The sequence below is a fragment of the Bradyrhizobium sp. LTSP849 genome, from assembly GCF_000938255.1.
Taxonomy (GTDB): domain Bacteria; phylum Pseudomonadota; class Alphaproteobacteria; order Rhizobiales; family Xanthobacteraceae; genus Bradyrhizobium.
Genome location: NZ_JYMR01000008.1, coordinates 131,476 through 146,982 on the forward strand (window position 1 = coordinate 131,476; position 15,507 = coordinate 146,982).

Annotated in this window: 12 protein-coding genes and 1 pseudogene; 7 read left to right on the forward strand and 6 right to left on the reverse strand. The window is 61.2% G+C overall.

Translation table 11 applies throughout. The annotated features are described in order from the left end of the window. Positions 1 to 196 precede the first annotated feature (196 nt). The 5 genes and pseudogenes from ntrX to UB31_RS41235 form a co-directional block, all read right to left on the reverse strand. Positions 197 to 1,567: a nitrogen assimilation response regulator NtrX gene (gene ntrX, locus UB31_RS07100; protein WP_045010354.1), complete on the reverse strand. Its 1,371-nt coding sequence runs from the start codon at positions 1,565 to 1,567 to the stop codon at positions 197 to 199. Between the two features lie 17 nt (positions 1,568 to 1,584). Continuing rightward, positions 1,585 to 3,981: a sensor histidine kinase gene (locus UB31_RS07105; RefSeq protein WP_045007306.1), complete on the reverse strand. Its 2,397-nt coding sequence runs from the start codon at positions 3,979 to 3,981 to the stop codon at positions 1,585 to 1,587. A 403-nt stretch (positions 3,982 to 4,384) separates the two neighbouring features. Beyond that, a pseudogene (locus UB31_RS07110) lies at positions 4,385 to 6,090 on the reverse strand (arylsulfatase). After that, positions 6,090 to 7,064, reverse strand: a complete 975-nt coding sequence (locus UB31_RS07115; RefSeq protein WP_045007304.1) for a formylglycine-generating enzyme family protein — start codon at positions 7,062 to 7,064, stop codon at positions 6,090 to 6,092. Before UB31_RS07115 ends, UB31_RS07110 begins: the two are co-directional and overlap by 1 nt. A gap of 28 nt (positions 7,065 to 7,092) precedes the next feature. Further along, positions 7,093 to 7,266: a hypothetical protein gene (locus UB31_RS41235; protein ID WP_156163316.1), complete on the reverse strand. Its 174-nt coding sequence runs from the start codon at positions 7,264 to 7,266 to the stop codon at positions 7,093 to 7,095. A 296-nt stretch (positions 7,267 to 7,562) separates the two neighbouring features. Here UB31_RS41235 and UB31_RS40255 point away from each other — a divergent pair, with 296 nt between their 5' ends. The 7 genes from UB31_RS40255 (at position 7,563) to UB31_RS41240 (ending at position 13,893) form a co-directional block, all read left to right on the forward strand. Then, positions 7,563 to 9,836, forward strand: coding sequence for a sensor histidine kinase (locus UB31_RS40255; RefSeq protein ID WP_197090777.1), 2,274 nt, complete (start codon positions 7,563 to 7,565; stop codon positions 9,834 to 9,836). A 10-nt stretch (positions 9,837 to 9,846) separates the two neighbouring features. Next, entirely contained in the window at positions 9,847 to 10,473 is a 627-nt protein-coding gene (locus UB31_RS07130; protein WP_045010356.1) for a response regulator transcription factor, read from the forward strand. 71 nt (positions 10,474 to 10,544) lie between these two features. Continuing rightward, the gene (locus UB31_RS07135) at positions 10,545 to 10,967 is read left to right on the forward strand and encodes a response regulator transcription factor (protein WP_045010357.1); all 423 of its coding nucleotides are present in this window, start codon (positions 10,545 to 10,547) and stop codon (positions 10,965 to 10,967) included. 85 nt (positions 10,968 to 11,052) lie between these two features. Beyond that, positions 11,053 to 11,406, forward strand: a complete 354-nt coding sequence (locus tag UB31_RS07140) for a cyclic nucleotide-binding domain-containing protein (protein ID WP_050032227.1) — start codon at positions 11,053 to 11,055, stop codon at positions 11,404 to 11,406. A 12-nt stretch (positions 11,407 to 11,418) separates the two neighbouring features. Continuing rightward, positions 11,419 to 11,859 (forward strand): hypothetical protein, encoded by a 441-nt coding sequence (locus UB31_RS07145; RefSeq protein WP_045010358.1) that lies wholly within the window; start codon positions 11,419 to 11,421, stop codon positions 11,857 to 11,859. A gap of 135 nt (positions 11,860 to 11,994) precedes the next feature. After that, the gene (locus UB31_RS07150; RefSeq protein ID WP_045010359.1) at positions 11,995 to 13,572 is read left to right on the forward strand and encodes an adenylate/guanylate cyclase domain-containing protein; all 1,578 of its coding nucleotides are present in this window, start codon (positions 11,995 to 11,997) and stop codon (positions 13,570 to 13,572) included. 174 nt (positions 13,573 to 13,746) lie between these two features. Further along, positions 13,747 to 13,893 (forward strand): hypothetical protein, encoded by a 147-nt coding sequence (locus UB31_RS41240; protein ID WP_156175219.1) that lies wholly within the window; start codon positions 13,747 to 13,749, stop codon positions 13,891 to 13,893. A 163-nt stretch (positions 13,894 to 14,056) separates the two neighbouring features. Here UB31_RS41240 and ntrC read toward each other — a convergent pair whose 3' ends face one another. Further along, positions 14,057 to 15,499 (reverse strand): nitrogen regulation protein NR(I), encoded by a 1,443-nt coding sequence (gene ntrC / locus UB31_RS07160; protein ID WP_045007297.1) that lies wholly within the window; start codon positions 15,497 to 15,499, stop codon positions 14,057 to 14,059. Between the last annotated feature and the right edge of the window lie 8 nt (positions 15,500 to 15,507).

The window sequence follows — 15,507 nt, forward strand, 5'->3', positions numbered from 1 at the left end:
GGCCCTCTTTTGAAAATTTTGGAGCCTCTTCCGGTTGCCGTCCCTCATGAGATCCCCCTCGGAGGGACAGCGGTATGATTAGAGGACAGGTCGGCTTATTAGGCAAGCCGCTTCAAGCGGCAGAACCCGCCGAACTGCCCCGAAAAACTACGGAAATCGGTGATTTCTCCTCGCGTGATGTGACCGTTGGGCGGCGTCAACCGACGCCGAGCGCCTTCAACTTCCGATGCAACGCCGAGCGCTCCATGCCGACAAACTCCGCAGTGCGCGAGATATTGCCGGAAAAGCGGCTGATCTGGGCGATCAGATAGTCGCGCTCGAACACTTCCCGCGCCTCGCGCAGCGGCAGGCCCATGATGTGCTCGCCATTGTTGCTGGTCGGCATCGCCGGCACCATCGAGCCGACGTCCTGCGGGAGCATGTCCGCGGTGATGATCACCTCCGGCCCGCCTGCGGCCAGAATCATGACTCTCTCAACGTTGTTGCGGAGCTGGCGCACATTGCCGGGCCACACATGCGATTGCAGCACCGCCATCGCATCCTGGCCGATCTGCCGCTTGGGCAGGCCACTTCCCGCCGAAATCTGCTCCATGAAATAGTCGATCAGCTCAGGGATGTCCTCGCGCCGCTCCGACAGCGCCGGCACACGGATCGGCACCACCGAGAGGCGATGATAAAGGTCCTCGCGGAAATGGCCGGCCGCGATCTCCTCCTCGAGATTGCGTGCGGTCGACGAAATGATACGCACGTCAACCTGCACCTTGCCGGTGCCGCCGACACGCTGGAACGATTGGTCGACCAGCACGCGCAATATCTTGTTCTGGGTCTCGCGCGGCATGTCCGCGATCTCGTCGATGAACAGCGTGCCGCCATGGGCTTCCTCGAGCGCGCCGGGCTTGCGCGCGTGCTCGCCGTTGGATTGCTCGACGCCGAACATCTCGTGCTCCATGCGCTCCGGCGTGATCGCGGCCGCATTGATCACGACGAAGGGGCCATCGGCGCGGCCCGAGGCCGTATGCAGCGTGCGCGCGGTCAACTCCTTGCCGGCGCCGGCGGGGCCGACGATCAGGATGCGGCTGTTGGCCTTCGCCGCTCGGTCGATGGTCTGGCGCAGCTGGTTCATGCTCGGCGAACGGCCGACGAGCGAGCTTGCGCTCGGCGCGAGCTGCTTCAGCTCCTTGACCTCACGCTTGAGCCGCGAGTTCTCCAGCGCACGGTTGGCGACCAGGATCAGCCGGTCGGCCTTGAACGGCTTTTCGATGAAGTCATAGGCGCCGCGCTTGATCGCCGCGACCGCGGTCTCGATGTTGCCGTGGCCGGAGATCATCACGACCGGCAAATCGGCATTGTCCTTCTTGACCTGCTCCAGCAACTGGAGGCCGTCGAGCTTGGAGCCCTGGAGCCAGATGTCGAGGAACACCAGATGCGGCCTGCGATTGCCGATCTCGGCCAGCGCCGTATCGCTGTCGCGCGCGGTCCGGGTCACGAAGCCCTCGTCTTCGAGAATGCCCGCAACGAGATCCCGAATATCGGCCTCATCATCGACAATCAGAATTTCACTTGCCATGGGACGCGCCTGTCTTGTCAGATGCCTGTTGAGGCTTCGATCTTCGTTGAATCATTAGTCTTTTCAGCCGGCTCTTTGGTTTCGGCTACCGGCTCTTTTGTTGCCGTATCCTTGACGATTTCCTTGGCGATTTCCGTGACGGTTGCTTTGGCGGCGGGTGCCAGCTCGGTCCCCTCAGCCTTCGCCGGCGTGCCGGAGATCGCAAAGCGCATCCGCATCCAGGCGCCGCGCTGGCCTTCCCGGAAGTCGGAGGCGTCCTTCAATTCGATGCGGCCGCCATGGTCTTCCAGCACGCGGCCGACGATCGCTAGCCCAAGGCCGGTGCCTTTGGCCCTCGTTGTCACATAGGGCTCCAGCAAGCGCGAGCGCGCGACCTTGGGCAGGCCGATGCCGTTGTCGATAACATCGATCAGCACGTCCTCGCCCTCGCGCGACACCACGACGTCGATGCGGCCTTTTCCGTTGTCCTGGCCGAGTTCCTCCGGCGGGACCTGCTCGATCGCCTCCGTGGCGTTCTTGACGATATTGGTGACCGCCTGCGAGATCAGCCGCCGGTCGAACTGGGCGCGCAGCGGATCTTCCTTGAACTCCGCCTCGATATCGATCTCGGGATGAGCGACCTTCATCAGGAACACCGCCTGCCGCACGGCGTCGGCGACGTCCTCGCCCTCCATCACCGGCTTGGGCATCCGCGCGAAGCGCGAGAACTCGTCGACCATGCGCCTGATATCGTCGACCTGGCGCACGATGGTGTCGGTGCACTGCTCGAAGATCTGCTTGTCCTTGGCCTCGGTGATATCCTTGCCGAACTTGCGGCGGATGCGCTCGGCCGAGAGCTGGATCGGCGTCAGCGGGTTCTTGATCTCGTGCGCGATGCGGCGCGCCACGTCGCCCCAGGCCGAGGTGCGCTGTGCCGACACGAGCTCGGTGATGTCGTCGAGCGTGATGATGTAGCTGTCGTGCGGCTGGTTCTTCTCGGCGCTGACGCGGACCGAGAGATTGCGCTCCTGCCCGTCGCGCGTGATCGTGATCTGGCCCTGGACCAGGCGCTGGGTCCCTTCCCGCGCGGCTTTCATCATCTCGTCGAGCTCGGGAAGCACGTCGGAGAGCGGATGGCCGAGCGTCTCCGCCTCGGAGTGCCCGATCAGCTTCTCGGCGGAGCGGTTGAGGATGCCGACGCTGCCGGACGTATCGACGCCGATGATGCCGGCACTCGCCGACGACAGCACGGCCTCGATGAAGCGGCGGCGGCTGTCGATGAGATCGCTGGCATTGACGAGCTCGTCGCGCTGGCTACGCAGTTCCTGCGTCATCTTGTTGAAAGTCTCGCCCAATTGGGCAAGGTCGCCTTCCGACTGGTGCACCGGCACCTTGACGTTGAGATCACCGGTCGAAACCGTATGCGCTGCGTTCATTAGCCGCCGGATCGGCGCCACCAGCGAGTTGGCGAAGTTCAATCCGATCAGCACCGAGGCCATCAGAATGGTCAGCGCGATCACCGCGAACATCAGCGCGAAGGCGACCTGGATGCCGAGCCGGCGCGACTCGATCTGGGCGTATTCGGCAACGCTCACCTCGGTCTGTTTGAGCTGGTTGACGACGTTGGGATCAAGGGGACGCGCGACATAGAGGAAGGTGTCGCTGAAGGCGCGCAGCCGGATCACCGCGGCGACGAAGTTCGCATCCGGCAGGACCGCGATCTCGGGCTCGGATTCGTTGACGTTGCTGAGGAAGTCCGGCGCCGGCGGCGAATAGGCCAGCCGCATGCCGGTGTCGGCGGATTCCAGAATGTTGGTGTTCTTGTCGATGATCATCGCGCCCGGCAGATTGCGGGAGCTGGCGCTGGAGGTCAGCAATTCACGGAACGAGCGGCGATCCTGGTCGTAGAGCGGTCGCGCATGCGCGATGTCATTGGCCATGCCGATAATGTCGCCGCGGATCAGCTGCGCATGGTCCTGCATGTAGGCCCGCGCAATCGTCAGCGAGTTCTGGATCACTTCCTTGGTCGGCCCGGAGAACAGCCGGTCGAGGCCGCGCTCGAGGGTGACGTTGGCGACGACGGCAACCAGAACCGCAGGCAGCACCGCCACGATCGAGAACAGGCTGACGATCTGGACGTGGAGGCGCGCCGCCGCCCGGCCCCGCCGGCGGGCCAGGATCAGCTGCCAGAGCTCGCGGATGATGATCCCGACCAGGAGCAGGATCGTGCCTGCATTGATCAGATAGAACGAGCGGACGACCTCGGGCGTCGGGTCGATACTTGTCAGTCCGGTCAGAACCAGGAAGGTCAGGAAGGCCGACAGCAGCGCCAGCGCCACGGCAAACGGCGCCAGCCAGCGTCGCACCGACCAGCGCCGGGGCTCTTCGGCTGGGGCCGTGTCAAAGGATGCGGCCGAGGTGTCTGCGCTGGTCATTCCGGCAATGGGGTGCTGAAAACGGGTCCGCGGCGGCGGCGGATACTGATGTATTCGTACCACATTGTTGCCGAGACGCGACAGTGTCAAATAGCCACGCGATCTCAGTGGCTTACCAAATTCAGCTTCTTGTTTTTGCCACGATTTATCAAAACGCCGAGCTTGGGATTCGACGGTGTTCGACCGCTTTCTCAGTTCTCTCGAATCTTGCGCGGTGGAGGTTGAACAGCAGAGGCACCCGCAGCTCGACGTATGGCTATCGCCCACGACAGCATCCCCGCAGCCACCAGCATCATGCGACGATCAACGAAGCTTCCGTTCATAGGTCCTCGGCCCTTGTAATTCAGTTCGCGCCCGAACAGCAGAACGGCCCCGCGATCCGGGGCCGTTCCGTCGATTGACCTCAGTTGCCATTGGGCATGCCGATCTGGAAGCCGTTCTTGGCGAGCGAATCCCTGAAGAACTGGAATCGCTCGTACTGCTGTATCGTGATCGGTCCTGCGTAGGTCTCGCTCTGAATCTTCCGTGGAGGGTACTTCACGTAAGTCTGCATCAGATCCTTGATCGCGGCATTGATCGTAACCAAGGACCACGTGTGCTCCGTGTAGTTATTCATGAAGATGTCGTACCGCTCCTGCGGGTCCTGCCAGAGATCAAAAACCTGAGGAACCGTCGCTACATAGGACTCCGGTCCTTTCCAGCCGAGATTGGTGTCAACCGCCAGGCCACCGGTCTGGGCACCGTTGTCACCGCGCAAATTGAACACGGCCTTGTAATTGCCAACACGGGCGGCACCGGGCGTCAGCTCCGACTCGGTGAAGTAGAACCAGTTCTTACGCTCCGACTTGCCGGTTCGAACAGGATCGGTGACATATCGACGCTGTCGAAGATGATGGGCTTACCCTCGCGGTCGTTCTCCGGCAGCTTCACGCCGGCGAGCTTCGCGAAAGTCGCCATGTAATCAAGACCGCCGACGACGTCGGAGTTCTTCGTGCCGGCCTTGATGCCGGGCCCCCATGCGAGGGACGGGACACGGTTGCCGCCCTCACGAACGGTGCCTTTGGTGCCGCGGAAAGGCGTATACCCGGCATCCGGATAAACGTCCTGCCACGCACCGTTGTCGGTCGTCCAGAACACATAAGTGTTCTTGTCGAGCCCGAGGGACCGCACCTTTTCCATGATGCGGCCGATACGCGTGTCGTTCTCCACGACCGAGTCTGCGAACTTGCTCTTCGACATCGATTTGCCCTGGAATTCGGGCGCCGGCATATTGGGCTGATGCACCTTCATGAAGTTGATGCTCATAAAGAAGGGGCCCGATGCCTTGTTGCGATCCAGATATTCAAGCGAGGCCTTCTCGACATAGTCGTCGAAGAAGGGGATGCCGACCACGCCCTTGTCCGGCGTGTTGACGTACTGGCCGTTGATCTTGAAATCCTCCTTCGCGGGCTGGCCGGCGTTTCCGGACAGCGCGCCCTTGGTGACCTTCGTGAACATCGCCCTCAGTTCAGGGTCCATGTCGGGAAACCATGTCGGATCGGCGTATGTGTAAGCATTGAGATGATAGAGCCCGCAATACTTCATCTCGTCATAACCCTGGGCGTTCGGTATCGCATAATCATCCTCGCCGAGATGCCATTTGCCCGTGAAGAACGTCCTATAGCCAGCCGTCTTCAAAACCGACGCAAGCGTCCATTCCGCCGCCGGCAAGCCCCCACCCTGCCCCTGGAATGCCACAGTGGTCATGCCGCTACGATTTGGAATTCGGCCGGTCTGTACCGCGGCACGCCCCGGCGTGCAGCTCGGCTGTGCGTAGAAAGACATAAATTGCAGTCCTTCGGCCGCGAGACGATCGATGCTCGGCGTCGGCATGCCGCGATTTTCGCCGCCGCCGTAGGGCCCGGAGTCGCCATAACCAAAGTCATCCGACAGGATAAGGATGATGTTCGGCTTTGATCCGCCGGCCGAGGACGATGGCTGCGTGGTCGCCTGCGCTTGAGCAGTTTGGACAGGTGCCATTGCCGAGAAGGCGGCAATGGTGGCAAGCGAGCTTGAGGCCGCAAGCAGTTTGCGGCGGCTGAAGTCTTCAGTCGTCTTCTTCTCAGTCATCACTTTCTCCCTGGACGTGTGACGCAGCGAAACCCGAGGTGGCTGGTGGACGTGTCGATCGGTTCGGCATGGCGCGCAGCCGGTCGGTAGCGCCGGCAATAGTTTGGCGCGCAGAGGTGCGAGCCGCCCTTGATCACCTTGCGCGGTATCCGGCTGAGTGGCAGCGACGGATCGTGGCTGTCATGTTCGGAGCCGCCGCGCGGGTTTTGCGGAATGCAGCAGGCCTTCGTTGCATCGGCATGGTGCTTCGGCGCCCACCAGTCGCTGGTCCATTCCCAGACATTCCCGATCATGTCGAAGACGCCGTAACCGTTTGGCGGATAGGTCGATACCGGCGAGGTGCGCTCGTAGCCATCCTCGCTCCGGTTCTCGAACGGGAAGTGACCTTGCCAAATGTTGGCTTGATGGACACCGCCCGGAACAAGCTCGTCACCCCAGGCGTACTCGGCCTCATCGAGGCCGCCACGCGAGGCAAATTCCCACTCTGCTTCCGTGGGCAGATCCTTGCCGGCCCATCGGGCATAGGCGAGCGCGTCGGCATGGGCGATGTGCACGACGGGATGATCGTCTAGTGACTTGATATTGCTTTCCGGGCCGTCAGGATGGCGCCAGTTGGCGCCCTTGAGCAGTGTCCACCATTGGCTGTAGTCGTGAAGATCGACAGGATGATCCGGGGGCGTGAAGGTGAGCGACCCTGCGAAGATCATGTGTGGCAGGGCGTCCGGGTAGTCCTTCGGATTGGGAGCGACCTCGGCGAACGTGGCATGGCCGGTAGCGCGCACGAACTCCTTGAATTGCCGGTTCGTCACCGGCGTGCGGTCAATCCAGAAGCCATCGACGCTCACCCTGTGGGATGGAGCTTCCTCGGGATAGTGCCGATCCGATCCCATACGAAACGTTCCGCCCGGAATGAAGATCGAGTTCGGCGGGCAGTTTTCACAGACGTCTGCGACCGTTGCGTGCGCTAAGCTCACGTCGGATGCTCCGTATTTGTAAACACACTCAGCAGCGGTTCGTATGATGATCGCCGGACAGAGCGGTAAATCTAAAGCGCAGCGTCGATGAGCCTAGTTGGACCTTGGTCCACTGTTGCCGCTTGAAGATCACGTCGATCGCCTCGACGATCTTCATCTCGGGATGCTGCTTGCAGTAGACGATGAGGCTGTGTTCACTCACCTGGGCGCGGAGGGTCTTAGCCGGGTGACACCTGGCGAGACGCATTCTCAGAGGACGTTAACCCGCAAGGCTGCTGTACAAACTTGGACCTAGGTCCAGGCCGGCGTGCAAGTGCCCTCTCGACGAATTGGCACAAACTGCATAGTCGCTCGGACGAAATGGCACAAAGTGCATGGCGCAGATCGTCTTGAGGTTTGGCTCCGGTCAGTTCCGCGCCAGCTACAATCCGCTGGACTCGACAAGTTGCGACCACAGGTTTTAGCTTACCGTTGGTGCCCGAAGCTGGGTCACAACTCGTGAAAAACGTCGATCGATTTGAACGACCAACAACAAGAGTGAATCGCGGCGGCACCTTGGCCAGTGTTTTCCTGCTGATAGCTGTTGCGCTCTCTTTGCCAGGCATACATTCGCGCGCGGACGACGCACCGCGGCGCATCCTTATCTTGAGCGCTTATAACTACACGTTTCCCGCAGCCACTCAGGTCATAGACGGCATAGAAAGTCGCCTTCGCGAACGAAGCTCGCAAAAGCTCGCAATCGACGCTGAGTTTCTCGATCTCGTGCGCGTCGCCGATAACGCGCACGAGGTGCGGACGGCCACCTTCCTGCGCGAAAAATATGCCGCGCGACCGCCGGACGTGCTCGTTGTGGTGGGTGGTACGGCACTCCAGTTCATCATGAACTACCGCGACGTCGTAGCTCCGCAGATTCCAGTGGTGTTTGCCGGAGTTTCGCAAGCAACCTATTCCGCCCTGCATCCTCCTGCCAATGTTACTGGCGTCCTCGTCGGCCTCGACTTTGAGAAAACCCTCCATCTGGCTGAACTGCTTCAGCCCACCACACGCCGGCTCATTGTAATCGGCAGCAATGTTACTCTCGAAGACCGTCGATGGCACGAAGCGGCTCGCGGCGCCATCGAACGACATGACAGAAAATTTGAAACGACTTATCTTTTTGGACTTTCTTTCGATGCGCTCGTCAGCGAGGTCTCGCGAATACCGAACGACGCGATTGTTATCTTTTTGACTTTCTTTGCTGATGGTACAGGAAAAGCTTTTGTCGGCAGGGAGGTAGCCCGCGAACTCGTCCGGATCTCCCCTGCCCCGATCTATGGACCATACAACACTTACCTCGACACCGGGGTCGTGGGCGGATTTTTCGAGACGTTCAAATCGCACGGGGCTGCCGCGGCCGAGCTGGTTCTTGCAGTCAGCGCCGGGAAAGATCCCGCTTCGCTCCCACCGAAAGTCAATCCAACCCAAGCATTCCATGTGGACTCGAGAGCGATGGCGCGGTGGGGCCTGAAGCAAGGCAATCTTCCGCCCGGTACGGATGTTTTGTTCGAGGAACCGAGCCTCTGGGAGGAACATCGCTACCTCACGTCAGCGGTGGCGCTGGTCATTGCCTTGCTGATGGGGGGCGTCGCTGTCCTGCTGGTTCAACTGCGCCGGCGACGGCAGGCCGAGCGTTCGCTCAAGGAGAGCGAGGACCGAATGACCTTTACGGCCGCAACCGCGAATATCGGATTGTGGCAGTTCGATCGGACGACCGACGAGCTATGGACGACCGATCATTGCCGGACGATGTTTGGTCTTGCCAGCGATACGCTTCTCACACGCGAGACGTTTCTCGCTGCGGCCCACCCTGAAGATCGGCGCATCGCAGTGCGGACCCTGCGCGGGGTATCGCGCGGGCACGCCGCTGTTACTGACATCCGCATTGTCCGCCTCGACGGCCAGATCCGCTGGTTCAGGATTCGCGCGCGTGCTCCTTTCGACGGCATAAAAGCACCAGATCAGCTCAGCGGAATGCTCGTCGATATCACCGACCAGAAAGCGGCGGAGTCCGAGGCGGAGTTGCAGAGACAGGAGGTCACGCATTTGATGCGGGTCTCTGCATTGGGCGAGCTGTCCGGGGCGATCGCGCACGAAGTCAACCAGCCACTGACGGCGATCCTGTCGAACGCGCAGGCGGCGATTTATCTTCTGGACCAGGATCCTCCTAACCTCGCCGAGGTGCGGGACACGCTGAGGGATATCGTGCTGGAGGACAATCGTGCCGGCGAGGTGGTGCAGCGGCTGCGCGGCCTGCTCAAAAAGGGTGAGAGCCGATCCGAGCGAATCGATCTCAACGAGATGGTCGATTCCACGACGACACTGCTGCGCAGTGAACTGATCCGCCGGCGCGTTATGGTCGAGACTGATCTTGCTGCCGGTCTTCCCACCGTGCTCGGCGATTCCGTGCAACTGCAGCAAGTGCTCCTTAATCTCGTCGTCAATGCGATGGACGCGATGGCCTCGACCCCGGTAGAGCAGCGCCGCGTCAACATTCGAACGAGCCGGACCCCCGACGGAGACATCGCGATTCGGCTGAAGGACCAAGGACCGGGGATCAGGCCGGTCGATGAAAAGCAGGTGTTCACGCCGTTCTACACAACCAAGCATCATGGCCTGGGGCTTGGCCTGACGATCTGTCTATTATTCGAAAGCACGGCGGAACCCTCAACCTCAGAAATGACGACGCGGGGGGAGCTGTTGCCGAGATTTCGCTGCCTGCTCGCCTCATGCTGATGGCGGCCCAATGATGGATAGTGCATTCACCGTCTTTCTCGTTGATGACGACGCCGGCGTGCTGAAGGCAGTTGGTCGACTATTGCGAGCGAGAGGGTACGACGTGCGGTCATTCACTTCGCCGCAGGCATTTCTCGTCAGCCACGACGCCTTGATCCGCGGTTGTGCCATCCTCGACGTCTCAATGCCCGATCTGGACGGACTGGCACTGCAGCAGGCGCTAAGCGCCGGCGGATCACAGAGATCGGTCATCTTCCTGACCGGTAAGGATGACATTCCCACCAGCGTGCGCGCCATGCGGGCCGGCGCCATCGATTTTCTGACTAAACCGGTCAACGATACGGACCTACTAGCGGCCATTGGACGGGCTGAAAAGGAAGATGCGGAGCACCGCTCCGCCAACGCCAGCCTGGGCTCGATCCAGGCCAGATTGGCAATGCTGACGCCGCGTGAGCGCGAAGTGATGACTCATGTGGTTGCTGGACGGCTCAATAAGCAGATCGCGGGAGACCTCGGAACTGTCGAGAAGACGGTGAAAGTCCATCGCGGCCGGGTGATGAGCAAGCTCGGAGTACGATCCGTCGCCGACCTCGTCCGCCTCGCAGAAAAAGCCGGAATTGACGGTAGCCGACCATAATTCGCAACGCCGCGCTGTTGGCCCTAGGGCCAACTCGACAACGTGTGGTGGCGGGGTCCATCGTTCGCCCCATGACGCAACCCTCGCCCTGGATTGCAATCGTTGACGACGATCCGCCGGTGCTGAAAGCCTTGGCGCGGCTGTTGAAGACGCGCGCCATCGAGGCCAGAACATACGGCTCGGCCCGCGACTTTCTTGCTGCGCTTCCCGACGCAACGTCCGATGCGTTGCCCGAATGCCTCATCCTCGACCTGCAGATGCCGGAAATGAACGGTCTTGAACTGCAGCGTCATCTCAATCACGTGGGAATCCGGATTCCGACCATCGTGATTACCGCCCATACCGACAGCGATATGCACGAACTCTGCGCTGCTGCGGGGGCCGAGGCCTATCTGCGGAAACCGTTACAGGACACGACCTTGCTCGCAGCCATCAGCGAGATCAGGGCGGCCAGCGCCCGAACTCAGCACAGACCTCCCGGAACAGTAAAATGACGCGGCCTGAGCTTCAGTGCTTGCCAGCAAGCGGGGTGCCGGGATGACTTCGGAGCCCGGACTTACACAAGGATCGGTTCAGTCGGTGCGCAAGGATCTGAGCCGCAGGATCTTCGCTGCGGGAGCAACCATTTTCGCCGAAGGCGAAGTAGGCACGCTTGCTTACATCCTGCTTCGCGGCGATGCCACGATTTTCATAGGCTTCGGCACGCCCCAACAGCGCACGGTCACCACCTTGAGGTCCGGGCAAATGTTCGGTGTGCACGCGTTGATGGCCGGAGCCAATCGCACCGCCACGGCGGTGACGACACAGGGCTGCGAGGTGCTGGCGGTGAGCGAGGCGAAGCTGAAGCAGAAGCTCGAGGAAGCCGATCCCTTTCTCCGTTACTGGGTCGACTATCTCTCGCAGCGCGTTATCGATTTGTCCGCGCCAGCTTGATTGAGCAGCGTAATGGACATGTCGCAGCCCCGCCCACCTCGCCTCACACTCTTCACGACGGTTCTGTCGCTGTTTCTCATCGTCGCTCTACTGGTCGGAACCGCTGTCACGGTCACCAATTATTTCGAAACCCGCAGGACGGCCCTCAAAGTCGCCGCGGAGACTTTCCGAAGTACAATCAACCGGATCAACGAACAGCGCCTTGCATTTTTTACGCCAGCCTATTTGCTGACCAACGTTCTTCGCAACATGCCTTCTCTGCAATCGTCAGCCGGATCCAAGGATGCAGTTCGGCAACTGATCTTGAGCAGCCTGAAGGTCAACCCGCAGATCTCGGCCATCTATGTCGGCTACGAGAACGGCAATTTCTTTCACGCACTATCGTTCTCCGACTCGGAAAAGGCTTTCCTCGAAGAGCTACAAGCGCCGCCTCTTACCCGGTTCGCCATTTAGGAAATCCGCGCTGGCGACGATGGCACTCGCTTGCAGACATGACTGTTCTTCGATAGCGAGGCCCGACAGATCGGAACGCTCACCAATCCGTCGCCGCCATACGACCCTCGGAGCCGCGGCTGGTATCGTGACGCCATGGAACGTCCGAAGACGATCATCCGGACCCTGCCCTATCTGTTCGCGGCAACGTCGCAGGTCGGGATGACCCTGGCGCAGGCGCTCGAGCATGGCGGCGTTGTCGGGGTCGACCTCACGCTTGATCGGTTGATGCTCTACATCCGCTCGATCAGAGCTAATGACGCGCATCGCTTCATGGCATTCGACGACAAGAATCGCCTGCTGGCCCACTTCGATCCACAACAATTGTTCAAGCGCTCCGGCCTCCGCGACGCTCCCGCGATCGATCTAGCGACGACCGCGGACCTGACGGACCCGGTGGTCCGAGAAGCGCTACGGATATTCTCCGACAAGGGCGCCTATGGCCTGGCGGACTTCAAGGTGGCCGGCATGACGTATCTGGCCACCGTGGACCGTCAAGTCGCCAGGGATGGCGGCGCGTTCTTTCAGTTGTACGCAGCGCCCCTTTCCGATTTCCAGGGCAGCCTGGCCGACGCCGCCGGTCGAAGCATTCCCGTCGCACTTCTGATTTTTTTCCTCACGCTGCCCGCGATCATCTATCTCGCGCGATCGATCTCGATGCCGCTCGCCAAGCTCTCCAAAGAAGCGGAACTAATACGTGCGTTCGAGCTCGATGATCCGATCAAGCTGCGATCCCGCGTACATGAAGTAAACACGCTGATCCGATCGATGTCGGGCATGAAGGGGACCATTCGCGAAGTATCCAAGTTCGTGCCCAAAGCCCTTGTGAAGGACATCCTGGAAAGCGAGAGCGAGGTTGCGGTCGGTGGCCAGACCCGTCGCGTCAGCATCTTGTTCACTGACGTCAAGGACTTCACGCCGATTGTCGGGGCCATGTCGCCGGATAACCTCATGGCCCACATGTCTGAGTACTTTGAACACTTGGCGTCCCTGATCATCAGGTCAAACGGAACGGTCGACAAATTCATCGGTGACGCCATTTTTTCCTTCTGGAACGCGCCGTTGGCGGTCGCGCGCCACGAACACGTGGCCTGCATGGCGGCGCTGGAATGTCGCGCCGCATCGAGACGCCTGAATGTGCAGTGGGTCGACAAGGGGCTGTCTGCCTGGCACACGAGGTTTGGAATTCACGTCGGGGAAGCCGTACTGGGTAACGTCGGATCATCCGACCGAATTGATTACACGGCGGTTGGCGACAATGTAAACATCGCTGCTCGCCTGGAAGGTTTGAATAAGTTTTACGGCAGCAGCATTCTGACGAGCGGGCTGATCGCGGATGTCTGTTCGGATGAATTTCTGTTTCGGCACGTCGACCGCAGCCGGCCGAAGGGTGTCGACAAACCCATCGATATTTTTGAACTGCTCGGCACCATCAACGGTCCTGACGAGTTTCGCGTCTCGCCGGCAATAAGGAAGCTCGTCGAGGACTGGGACCACGTCTACGAGGTGTATGCCAGCCAGGATTGGTTACGTGCGCTCGACGCCATCGAGACGTTTGCGGATGATTATCCAGAAGACGTGCTGGCCGGAATCTATCTGGATCGTGTGGCAGGCTTCCTGCTAGAGCCTCCCGCGGAGAGTTGGGACGGAATTATTCGATTCAGCAAGAAATAGGAATTATCCGCGCGTAAGGCCCACCGTAATCCTTGAATTCGAACCCTCAAAGTTGCTGAATTGCGACAATTCCGCGGCGCCCTCGTCGCGACGGACGGGCGCATCCACAGGAGGCCGTCTCAACCAGACGCCGATGACCGGGAACGGAATCCCGCCATTCCGGCTTGACCCGGCATGGACAAGTTCTTTCTCGCGATGATGGTTTCGGCCGTGCTGCTGCTGATCGTGGCCTCCGACCTCCTGGTCAACGGCCCAAGCAGGCAGGACCAGACGGCGCAAATGGCCAATATCCAGCCGGTCTCAGCCCGTCTGATCAGATAGGTGCGACGCCGCGCGCTGCGGATGCATGACCAATTCTTGCGTTCCAGCGGAACATTCAGCCAGATGCAGACTTTGGCTCACCGCGTGAGTCACAAAGGCCAGCGCAATCCGGACCGGCTCAGCTCACCTTTGGTAGGGGAGCTGAGCCACCGTCCCGGAAAAACTAACCCCCGCTCCGATACACTTGGATATCGAGATCCCGGATCTTCTTCCGCAGCGTGTTGCGGTTGAGGCCGAGCAGATCGGCGGCGCGGATCTGGTTGCCGCGGGTGGCGGCGAGCGCGGCCGTCAGCAGCGGCACCTCGATCTCCTTGAGGATGCGGTGATACAGGCCCGGCGGCGGCACGCCGTTCGGGAAGCCCTGGAAGTGCGAGGACAGATAGGCTTCGACGGCGCCACCGAGATTATCGACACCTTGCTGGACCGCAGCACCCGGGCTGACCGAGGGCGGCGCGAGCTCGCCGTCGATGACCGAGGCCGTGATCACGTCCTGCGGATAGAGCGCGGCGAGACGCCGCGCGAGGTTTTCGAGCTCACGCACGTTGCCCGGCCAGCGGTGCTGCTTCAGCCGCTCCAGCGCCAGCGCGTCGAGCTTCTTCGGCGGCAGGCCGTCCTTCTCGGCGAGCGCGAAGAAGTGACGGATCAGATCCGGCAGGTCCTCGATCCGCTCGCGCAACGGCGGCAGCCGCAGCGGCACGACGTTGAGGCGGAAAAACAGATCCTCGCGGAACAGGCCCTGCTGGATCAGGACGCGCAGATCCTTGTTGGAGGCGGCAACGATCCGCACGTCGGTCTTGATCGGAGTGCGGCCGCCGACGGTGGTGTATTCGCCCTGCTGCAAGACACGCAGCAGCCGGGTCTGTGCCTCCATGGGCATATCGCCGATTTCGTCGAGGAACAGCGTGCCGCCTTCGGCCTGCTCGAACCGGCCGGAGGCGCGGGTGTTGGCGCCGGTGAAGGCGCCGCGCTCATGGCCGAACAGCTCGGACTCGATGAGATCGCGCGGGATCGCCGCCATGTTGACCGCGACGAACGGGCCGTTGCGCCGCTTGCCGTAATCGTGCAGCGCGCGCGCCACCAGCTCCTTGCCGGTACCGGACTCGCCCGTGATCATCACGGTGAGGTCGGTCTGCATCAGCCGCGCCAGCACGCGGTAGATTTCCTGCATCGCCGGCGAGCGGCCGACCAGGGGGATTGCCTCCATCTCTGCGTCGTCGTCCGGCGTCGAGACCCGCTCCTTCGGCTCTGCGAGCGCGCGGCCGACGATGGCGATCAGCTCCTTCAGGTCGAAGGGCTTTGGCAGATATTCATACGCCCCCCGTTCGGAGGCGCGGATCGCCGTCATGAAGGTGTTTTGCGCGCTCATGACGATGACCGGCAAATTCGGCCGCATCTTCTTGATCCGCGGCAGCAGGTCGAAGGCGTTTTCGTCCGGCATCACCACGTCGGTGATGACGAGATCGCCCTCCCCTTGGCTGACCCAACGCCACAGCGTCGCGGCATTGCCGGTAAGCCTGACCTCATAGCCGGCGCGGGAAAGTGCCTGGTTGAGAACCGTGCGGATGGCGGTATCGTCATCAGCGACGAGAATGCTACCTGCGGGCATCGTTAATC

Excerpts from the sequence above, each read along its gene's own strand:
- ntrX (WP_045010354.1), bottom strand. The coding sequence starts at position 1,567 with ATGGCAAGTGAAATTCTGATTGTCGATGATGAGGCCGATATTCGGGAT.
- UB31_RS07105 (WP_045007306.1), bottom strand. The coding sequence starts at position 3,981 with ATGACCAGCGCAGACACCTCGGCCGCATCCTTTGACACGGCCCCAGCC.
- UB31_RS07130 (WP_045010356.1), top strand. The coding sequence starts at position 9,847 with ATGATGGATAGTGCATTCACCGTCTTTCTCGTTGATGACGACGCCGGC.
- UB31_RS07135 (WP_045010357.1), top strand. The coding sequence starts at position 10,545 with ATGACGCAACCCTCGCCCTGGATTGCAATCGTTGACGACGATCCGCCG.
- UB31_RS07145 (WP_045010358.1), top strand. The coding sequence starts at position 11,419 with ATGGACATGTCGCAGCCCCGCCCACCTCGCCTCACACTCTTCACGACG.
- UB31_RS07150 (WP_045010359.1), top strand. The coding sequence starts at position 11,995 with ATGGAACGTCCGAAGACGATCATCCGGACCCTGCCCTATCTGTTCGCG.
- UB31_RS41240 (WP_156175219.1), top strand. The coding sequence starts at position 13,747 with ATGGACAAGTTCTTTCTCGCGATGATGGTTTCGGCCGTGCTGCTGCTG.
- ntrC (WP_045007297.1), bottom strand. The coding sequence starts at position 15,499 with ATGCCCGCAGGTAGCATTCTCGTCGCTGATGACGATACCGCCATCCGC.